The organism is Wolbachia pipientis, assembly GCF_023661085.1.
GTDB lineage: Bacteria > Pseudomonadota > Alphaproteobacteria > Rickettsiales > Anaplasmataceae > Wolbachia.
This window is the reverse complement of sequence record NZ_JAHDJT010000076.1, coordinates 1-6,662: the sequence shown is the minus strand read 5'-3', so window position 1 is coordinate 6,662 and position 6,662 is coordinate 1. Positions and strand designations below refer to the sequence as shown.

At 37.2% G+C, this 6,662-nt stretch carries 8 protein-coding genes and 1 tRNA gene; 3 read left to right on the top strand and 6 right to left on the bottom strand.

Annotation, left to right across the window (positions count from 1 at the left end):
• Positions 1 to 89 precede the first annotated feature (89 nt).
• Positions 90 to 1,073, bottom strand: a complete 984-nt coding sequence (gene pdhA, locus DM84_RS04085) for a pyruvate dehydrogenase (acetyl-transferring) E1 component subunit alpha (protein WP_250778519.1) — start codon at positions 1,071 to 1,073, stop codon at positions 90 to 92.
• A 54-nt stretch (positions 1,074 to 1,127) separates the two neighbouring features.
• Here pdhA and hemJ point away from each other — a divergent pair, with 54 nt between their 5' ends.
• From hemJ to dxr, 3 genes are all read left to right on the top strand, one after another.
• Positions 1,128 to 1,559: a protoporphyrinogen oxidase HemJ gene (hemJ, locus tag DM84_RS04080; protein ID WP_250778506.1), complete on the top strand. Its 432-nt coding sequence runs from the start codon at positions 1,128 to 1,130 to the stop codon at positions 1,557 to 1,559.
• 112 nt (positions 1,560 to 1,671) lie between these two features.
• Positions 1,672 to 2,175 carry a hypothetical protein gene (locus tag DM84_RS04075; RefSeq protein WP_250778503.1) on the top strand — a complete coding sequence of 168 codons (504 nt, stop codon included), beginning with the start codon at positions 1,672 to 1,674 and terminating at the stop codon, positions 2,173 to 2,175.
• 60 nt (positions 2,176 to 2,235) lie between these two features.
• Positions 2,236 to 3,414: a 1-deoxy-D-xylulose-5-phosphate reductoisomerase gene (gene dxr, locus DM84_RS04070; protein ID WP_250778501.1), complete on the top strand. Its 1,179-nt coding sequence runs from the start codon at positions 2,236 to 2,238 to the stop codon at positions 3,412 to 3,414.
• Here the strand turns inward: dxr and pstB are convergent.
• The 5 genes from pstB to DM84_RS04045 all read right to left on the bottom strand — a co-directional run bounded on the left by pstB (position 3,411) and on the right by DM84_RS04045 (position 6,195).
• Positions 3,411 to 4,169, bottom strand: a complete 759-nt coding sequence (pstB, locus tag DM84_RS04065; protein ID WP_250778499.1) for a phosphate ABC transporter ATP-binding protein PstB — start codon at positions 4,167 to 4,169, stop codon at positions 3,411 to 3,413. The two genes, dxr and pstB, sit on opposite strands and share 4 nt — an antisense overlap.
• Positions 4,166 to 4,960, bottom strand: a complete 795-nt coding sequence (dapB, locus tag DM84_RS04060; RefSeq protein ID WP_250778497.1) for a 4-hydroxy-tetrahydrodipicolinate reductase — start codon at positions 4,958 to 4,960, stop codon at positions 4,166 to 4,168. The genes pstB and dapB overlap by 4 nt, the downstream gene beginning before the upstream one ends.
• Before the next feature lie 337 nt (positions 4,961 to 5,297).
• Positions 5,298 to 5,365: transfer RNA gene (locus DM84_RS04055), tRNA-OTHER, on the bottom strand.
• Between the two features lie 78 nt (positions 5,366 to 5,443).
• On the bottom strand, positions 5,444 to 5,644 hold the full coding sequence (locus DM84_RS04050) for a hypothetical protein (RefSeq protein WP_250778494.1): 201 nt from the start codon (positions 5,642 to 5,644) through the stop codon (positions 5,444 to 5,446).
• 299 nt (positions 5,645 to 5,943) lie between these two features.
• Complete coding sequence (locus DM84_RS04045) at positions 5,944 to 6,195, bottom strand: hypothetical protein (RefSeq protein WP_250778492.1); 252 nt, start codon at positions 6,193 to 6,195, stop codon at positions 5,944 to 5,946.
• Between the last annotated feature and the right edge of the window lie 467 nt (positions 6,196 to 6,662).

The window sequence follows — 6,662 nt, the reverse complement described above, 5'->3', positions numbered from 1 at the left end:
TTTTAACCTGTACAGATTGGGAAGTTAAACAAATAGCTTCAATACTATAATAATGAGACTGGCAAAGGTTGTCAAGTAGTTTTTTACAGTTAACGGTTGATAGATTTGTAAATATCAGTATATAACTCATCAACGCTTGGTTCTTTGCTATTTTTGGCAAAATCTTCTGATTTTTTCACTAAATCGCGCACTTCTTTATCCATTACTTTGCATTCTTCCTCTGAAGCAATCTTATTATCTACCATGTACTTCCTCAAAGTGCTTATAGGATCGTGGTTTTGCTTCATATCTTCAACTTCTTCTTTTGAACGATAAGTTGCAGGATCTGACATCGAATGACCGCGATATCGATATGTCTTCATTTCAAGCAGAATAGGCCCTTTTCCGCTACGCACGTACTTGGCTGCTTCACTTGTCGCTTCATAAACAGAGAAGAAATCCATTCCATCAACTTGCTTTCCAGGAATGCCAAAACCCTCTCCTCTCCTATATAACTCAGTTACTAAAGTTGATCTTTCTACAGAAGTGCCCATGGCATATCCGTTATTCTCTATAATATAAACCACAGGTAACTTCCATAAAGCTGCCATATTGAATGATTCATATGTTTGCCCTTGGTTTGTAGCGCCGTCGCCAAAATACGTGAATACCACGTTGTCTTTTTTCTTATATTTATTAGCAAATGCTATCCCTGTGCCAATTGGAACCTGTGCACTCACTATTCCATGTCCACCAAAGAATTTTTTTTCAATATCAAAGATATGCATCGAACCACCTTTACCTTTTGAGCATCCCGTTTCTTTACCAGCCAGTTCTGCCATCACAACGTTTGGATCAGAGCCACATGCCAGCATTAAACCATGGTCTCTATAACTTGTGATAAAAGCATCACCGGACTTTGACGCAGCTTGCGTTCCAACTGCAACTGCCTCTTGTCCTATCGATAGGTGACAAAATCCGCCTATTAAGCCCATTCCATACAATTGTCCTGCTTTTTCCTCAAATCTGCGTATGAGTAGCATTTTCCTGTAGAATCCAACCACCTGTTCTTTAGTGAAATTTTCCGCTTTCATATCGATTTCTTTTTCGTTAAACTCAGACAATATCAGAAATTTCAACGTTTTGTAATGGATTATTACCACTGGCTCGAAGCTTTTCACGTTATCTCTGTCATCATGTGGATGGCAGGTATGCTCTATTTACCGAGGCTTTATGTCTATCATGCAACTGTAAAGCCAGGATCGGAAAGCGATAGCTTACTTAAAATAATGGAGAAAAGACTTTTAAGGTTTATCGTAAACCCTGCAATGCTCTTTTCGCTTGGTTTTGGCATCGCATTAATGGTTATGAGAGAGGCATACCGCGAAGGGTGGTTTCACATCAAAGCACTAGCATTATTCTTTATGTTTGTTGTTCACGGACTACTTGCAAAGCACAGGAAAAACTTTGCAATGGGCTTAAATAGGAAAAATCACGTTTATTTCCGTATTTTAAATGAAGTTGTTACAGTATTGATAATAATTATAATTATTGCGGTTATCGTAAAACCGCTTCGCTAGTCTCATCAATAAGTGCTTAAAAGCGTGTTGTCGTTCATAAAATAGTAGCCCTATTGATATTTTTCAATATTTGTGGTAAAATATAGTAGTTTAAGGTTTAGAATAAAAGTTTATGACTGAAGCTCAAGGTCCAAATATTGCAGAGTGGCAAGCTCAACAACAACACCAAGAACACCAAGGAGAAAAGAGTGGCTTTGGTCTTGGTCATAGTGACTCTGTTGCAACAATTGTAGATGGAATGAAATGGTTGTTCAACTTTCATGAAGGAGCAATTCCTGCTTACTGTAACGTATTTGAAGGTTTGGTAAATGGTAGTAGCTTAGTAACGTTGTTTGGTAAATCAGGTAATATGTTTGGCATAAAATTTCTCGAAAGCCTTGCAGAACATTTTTCAGGTGGTGGAGGTAGGGAAGATATGCCATCGGAAGGGATGGATATGGGTCACGGTGATGGGGGACCTCATCCGGACGATTATCCCCATGCCAGCAACGAAATGGCTCACAACGCTGAAGGTTTACACGACATGCATGATGCAGGTGATTACCATGGTCAGTCTTTTTCGCCCGGTCCTTTACCATCTGTTGGCGATGACCATGGACATGAGCTTGGTGGTTAAGTCCAGAAACTGCTAAATGAGAATAGGTTTAGCTCGTTTGATTAACATGAGTGTGTTTTAGTGAAAAAGGTTTCAGTTTTAGGATCAACAGGAAGTATCGGAAAAAAGACTGTAGACTTACTACTGAAGAAAAAAGAAGAATACCAGGTAGAAGTACTCAGTGCCCATTCGAATTTCGCTCTACTGGCGTATCAAGCAAAACTGCTAAATGCAAAATACGTTGCCATCTCCGATGAAAGGTTTTATAAAGATTTAAAAGAAAGTCTACTTAATACAAACATCAAAATAGAAGCTGGTACTGAAGGTTTAGCGAATGTTGCTTCTTTGCCCGTTGAGCTCTCAGTTATTGCAATAGTTGGCATTGCAGGTCTTGAACCAGTCATGCAGGTTATAGGGAGTGGTACCAAAATCATTGCACTAGCAAACAAAGAAAGTATTGTTTGTGGTGGAAAATTACTACTTAAGAAAGCTAAAGAAAAGAATGTACAGATAATTCCTGTTGACTCTGAACACAACGCAATTTTTCAAGTTTTGCAAAGTGATGATAGATGCGTAGAAAAGATTATACTCACTGCTTCTGGTGGACCATTTCTAAATTGTAGCCTTGGGCAATTAAGAAATGTTGTGGCAAACCAAGCACTAAGTCACCCTACTTGGAATATGGGAAAGAAAATCTCGGTTGATAGTGCAACAATGATGAATAAAGCGCTAGAGGTAATAGAAGCACATAATTTGTTTGACATTAACCCAAATAGAATTGAGGCAGTAGTACACCCTGAATCGATAATACATGGAGTTGTAGTTTACAAGGATGGTTTTAACTTTGCTGTGCTTGCAGAAACTGATATGTCAATTCCCATCTCATATGCTCTGTCTTGGCCAGAAAGGTCAGCTTTAAATCATAAATTGGATTTAATAAAGCAAAAAAAATTGACCTTTCAAGAGCCAGACTACGAGCGCTTTCCTGCACTAAAGCTCAGTATGGAAGTGTTAAGTTCTTCTTCCCCACATACAAATAGTATTGTGCTCAATGCTGCAAATGAGATAGCAGTTAATGGATTTTTGAAGTCACGAATCGGCTTTTTGGAGGTAGTAAAGGTGGTGAAGTCAACGGTAGAAAGTTTTGATGGTTACGCTGATGTCAACTCGCTACCTGACATAATAAATATCGATTTTGAAAGCCGTGTTATTGCCAACGAGGCTATTGAGAGCAAAGTTCTTGTGCATAGCGGAATTTAATGATCCAGAATATACTCTTTCGTTAAGGGGGATTGAGCATCTTCAAATATTTCTTGAACACTTCCGGATTCAACAATCTTGCCGTTACAAAAGAAAATTACGCTATCAGACAGCTTTTTAGCTTGTTTCATCGAGTGAGTTACCATAATTATAGTAAATCTTAATTTTAGTTCTTGTATAAGATTTTCGATTGCATTGGTTGCCATTGGATCAAGAGCAGAGCATGGTTCATCCATTAACAAAATAGTTGGCTTCACTGCAATTGCACGGGCAATGCACAATCTCTGTTGTTGGCCACCAGATAAATCCAATGCGCTGTCCTGCAATCTATCTTTCAACTCTTCCCATAAACCTACCTTAGTTAAACTATTTTCCACCATTTCATCTAATTTTTGCCTATTCTTCACCATGCCATGTAATTTTGGTCCATAAGCAACGTTATCATATATTGACTTTGGAAAGGGGTTTGGCTTTTGAAATACCATGCCAACTTTTGCTCTAAGTAGCACAACATCCATATCACGTGAATATATATTACCTAGCCCGTTGATAACCAACTCACCAACAGCTTTGCACCCTGGTACATAATCATTCATGCGATTAAAACAGCGCAAAAAGGTTGATTTACCACACCCAGATGGCCCGATAAAAGTAGTAACTTTTCTTTTATAAATATCCAAATTTATATCGAATAGAACTTGCTTAGAGCCATACCAGAGATTTAAATTTTTGACAGAGGCACGTGTATCATTCATATCACATCCTGCATTGAATAGAGTCCTGGTGTTCCTCTTTCATTTTCATATAGCCATATTGCTGCTTGAATAGCCCCTTTAGCAAACGCTGTGCGATCAATTGCTTTGTGATTTAATTCTACCCGTTCATCGGAATTGATAAACATTACACTGTGATCTCCTATCACCCCACCTCCACGAGATACTGCAAATCCTATTTTTCCTTTTTCTCTTATTTTTAAATAACTATGAAAATACTGACTGAGTTGAAAATCTCTTTCTGAAGCACTAGCAATTGCTTTACCAAGTTCTATAGCTGTTCCAGATGGCGAATCTTTTTTTAAGTGATGGTGCATTTCCCAAATTTCAGCGTCGTATTCGTTACCTAAAAGTCCAGCAGCTTTTTTTACCAATTTCAACAATACATTAACTCCAACGCTCATATTTGCCGACCATAATATCGGAACCTCAGCAGCATACTTTTTTAAATCGATCTTTTCTATTCCAGTTGTACCACTAACCAGCGGTGTTTTAAACTTTACAGCCGCTTTAAGGCAGTCTAACATACATTCTTTAGTTGTAAAATCTATTACAACGTCAGATGACTCAAATATGTTACTAATAGAACTTGTAACTTTGATTCCTAAATTGAAGCTGTGGCCTATAATTGGCCCTATATCTAAGCCTACGTATTTACTATCTGCACGGGCAACAGCACCTGCTATCTCTACTTTGGTATTTGTGGTCAATTCACTAAGTATTTTTTTGCCCATTCTGCCTAAGCAGCCTATTACTCCAACTCTAATTTTCATAAAGCTTTTTATGTTATATTAGGCTTTTTTTGAGACTTTGTCATCCTTGTAAGCATAGCTTAGACCTCCCTACAATTCAAAATGAATATATATCTTATTGAGCTACATACCAAGTTGCTTTGCCCTTTTCATGTTGAGTAATTTGATTACTCTTTGCAAGATTAGATACATGCTTCTTTAGGCACTTCGGTTTGCTTTAGTAATATTTTCTAAATCCTTACATGACACCACTTTAGCTTCAATATTTGTACATTAGCCATGCCTCTAAACGGATACACTAAGTAAGTATGTATGAAGCATGCTTATGCTTATATTTCTGTAGAGCAAAAAATTTTAGTGGGACAAGCGACCAGGATCAAATTGGCGACCCACAAACTGACGCTCTACCAACTGAGCTACGCTTGCAAAGTACAAAATTTCTGATACATCAACACAGGGAGTGTAAAATTTCTAGCATGCCAGCATAAAAAGTCAATTGACTATTTAAGTAGATTCTTTTACTTCAAACTGTATTATAGTTTTAATTATATGTAAAATTGTGGGGTTTCTAATAAATTCAGCATACGCGTTTATCGGTGGTGTGATACTTAACTTTATGCCTTGTATTTTTCCTGTTCTTTCTCTAAAAGCAGCAGCAATAATCAATGGCCCTAGCAACTCATTTAAATTGAAATTAAATGGCATAGCCTACACTCTTGGAGTACTGACTAGCATGTTGATATTGTCCTTAACGCTACTAACGTGACGTAACATAGGTTATGCAATGGACTGGGGTTTTCATACACAATCTCCTGTTTTTATACTAATATTACTGTATGTAATGTTTGCAATAGGCTTATGTTTCTTTGGCTTGGTTGACATTACTCTCATCTTTTCTCGTTCAGATAAAGCTAATAGCAGTTTTTCGGTGGAATGTTTTTAACGCTGGTTATAGTTCCCTGCATCACACCTTTTATGGCACCTACCATAGGTTTTGCTCTTACTCAGTCATCAATACTTATCTCTATTAGCATTTTCTTATTTCTTGGCTTAGGCATTACACTTCCATACTTCGTTGTATCATTTTTTCCTAACACACTTAAATTTTTACCAAAACCTAATGAGTGGACGGCAGCATTGAAGCATTTTCCACTCTTCTCTGCATCTTTATCCATTATTTGGCTGTTTTGGATGTTGACCAAAGAGTCAAACACAGTACCTATACTAACTGGGCTTTTAAGCTTTGCATTTAGCATACGGATATGGATTTTTAACAACAGTATAAAGTCACCTATTAGACCTATTATTTCTACACTGTTTTTCCGTTTAATCTATTACCGTTCATCTTACTCAAGGCAGCGCAAAAAGTCATCTTTCAGAGAAATTCACAAACCTAGAAAATAAATTTCTCTCAAATGATGAAATGCTTTTATTCATGTTTTTACTATTGCGGTAATTATATTGGACTTTTTACATAGTTCTGAAACTAATACCAGTTCTCACTACACAAAAAGCGGACAGACAACAGTAAAGAAAAGCTATTCAATAGAAACAAAAAAACTACTTGACAACCTTCGCCAGTCCCATTATCATGGTATTAAGGGTATTTTTGACTCAAAACTTGTTTTTGATCTGCAGGCTCAATGACAAAATTCAGTAAAAAACTCAGGGTATTTTTTGGTGGATTGTATCAAATTATAGCGGCTGCATGTCTTTTTCATTT

Bases quoted from the DNA above. Each gene is read 5' to 3' on its own strand.
- pdhA (WP_250778519.1), bottom strand. From the start codon at position 1,073: ATGAAAGCGGAAAATTTCACTAAAGAACAGGTGGTTGGATTCTACAGG.
- hemJ (WP_250778506.1), top strand. From the start codon at position 1,128: ATGGATTATTACCACTGGCTCGAAGCTTTTCACGTTATCTCTGTCATC.
- DM84_RS04075 (WP_250778503.1), top strand. From the start codon at position 1,672: ATGACTGAAGCTCAAGGTCCAAATATTGCAGAGTGGCAAGCTCAACAA.
- pstB (WP_250778499.1), bottom strand. From the start codon at position 4,169: ATGAATGATACACGTGCCTCTGTCAAAAATTTAAATCTCTGGTATGGC.
- dapB (WP_250778497.1), bottom strand. From the start codon at position 4,960: ATGAAAATTAGAGTTGGAGTAATAGGCTGCTTAGGCAGAATGGGCAAA.
- DM84_RS04050 (WP_250778494.1), bottom strand. From the start codon at position 5,644: ATGCCATTTAATTTCAATTTAAATGAGTTGCTAGGGCCATTGATTATT.
- DM84_RS04045 (WP_250778492.1), bottom strand. From the start codon at position 6,195: ATGCTAAATGCAAAGCTTAAAAGCCCAGTTAGTATAGGTACTGTGTTT.